The organism is Psychroflexus montanilacus, from assembly GCF_020164535.1.
GTDB classification, from domain to species: Bacteria; Bacteroidota; Bacteroidia; order Flavobacteriales; family Flavobacteriaceae; genus Psychroflexus; species Psychroflexus montanilacus.
On sequence record NZ_JAIQZC010000006.1, the window covers coordinates 1 to 1,686 of the forward strand.

At 47.9% G+C, this 1,686-nt stretch carries 1 rRNA gene; it reads left to right on the top strand.

The annotated features are described in order from the left end of the window. Positions 1-44 precede the first annotated feature (44 nt). Positions 45-1,568, top strand: a 16S ribosomal RNA gene (locus LB454_RS13935). The last annotated feature ends 118 nt before the right edge of the window (positions 1,569-1,686 follow it).

Below are 1,686 nucleotides of genomic sequence, written 5' to 3' on the forward strand. Positions count from 1 at the left end.
TTTAGAATTGAATTCATTTAGACGTTAAAGACATATAAGATTTAACGATGAAGAGTTTGATCCTGGCTCAGGATGAACGCTAGCGGCAGGCCTAACACATGCAAGTCGAGGGGTAACAGGAGAGCTTGCTCTTGCTGACGACCGGCGCACGGGTGCGTAACGCGTATACAATCTACCTATTACTAAGAGATAGCCCAGAGAAATTTGGATTAATATTTTATGGTATTACGACCTGGCATCGGGTTGTAATTAAAGGTTACGGTAATAGATGAGTATGCGTCCTATTAGCTAGATGGTAAGGTAACGGCTTACCATGGCGACGATAGGTAGGGGTCCTGAGAGGGAGATCCCCCACACTGGTACTGAGACACGGACCAGACTCCTACGGGAGGCAGCAGTGAGGAATATTGGACAATGGGAGCAATCCTGATCCAGCCATGCCGCGTGCAGGAAGACTGCCCTATGGGTTGTAAACTGCTTTTATACAGGAAGAAAAAGGTGTACGTGTACACTGTTGACGGTACTGTAAGAATAAGGATCGGCTAACTCCGTGCCAGCAGCCGCGGTAATACGGAGGATCCAAGCGTTATCCGGAATCATTGGGTTTAAAGGGTCCGTAGGCGGGATAATAAGTCAGTGGTGAAAGTCTGCAGCTCAACTGTAGAATTGCCATTGATACTGTTGTTCTTGAGTTATTGTGAAGTGGTTAGAATGAGTAGTGTAGCGGTGAAATGCATAGATATTACTCAGAATACCGATTGCGAAGGCAGATCACTAACAATACACTGACGCTGATGGACGAAAGCGTAGGTAGCGAACAGGATTAGATACCCTGGTAGTCTACGCCGTAAACGATGGTTACTAGCTGTTCGGGTTAATTGAGACCTGAGTGGCTAAGCGAAAGTGATAAGTAACCCACCTGGGGAGTACGTTCGCAAGAATGAAACTCAAAGGAATTGACGGGGGCCCGCACAAGCGGTGGAGCATGTGGTTTAATTCGATGATACGCGAGGAACCTTACCAGGGCTTAAATGCAGTTTGACAGGGGTGGAAACACCTTTTCCTTCGGGCAAATTGCAAGGTGCTGCATGGTTGTCGTCAGCTCGTGCCGTGAGGTGTCAGGTTAAGTCCTATAACGAGCGCAACCCCTTTGGTTAGTTACCAGCATGTAATGATGGGGACTCTAGCCATACTGCCAGTGTAAACTGTGAGGAAGGTGGGGATGACGTCAAATCATCACGGCCCTTACGTCCTGGGCTACACACGTGCTACAATGGTAGGGACAGAGAGCAGCCACACCGCGAGGTGGAGCGAATCTACAAACCCTATCACAGTTCGGATCGCAGTCTGCAACTCGACTGCGTGAAGCTGGAATCGCTAGTAATCGCATATCAGCCATGATGCGGTGAATACGTTCCCGGGCCTTGTACACACCGCCCGTCAAGCCATGGAAGCTGGGGGTACCTGAAGTCGGTCGCCGCGAGGAGCCGCCTAGGGTAAAACTAGTAACTGGGGCTAAGTCGTAACAAGGTAGCCGTACCGGAAGGTGCGGCTGGAATACCTCCTTTTTTAGAGTATTGCAATTGATAAATTGCAGTAGACGTTTAGAGAAAGGGAATTAATGAAGCTTTGATCAGGTAATGATTAGGATAAAGCTTTTGTGTTTCTAATTGTCAATTTAATTAT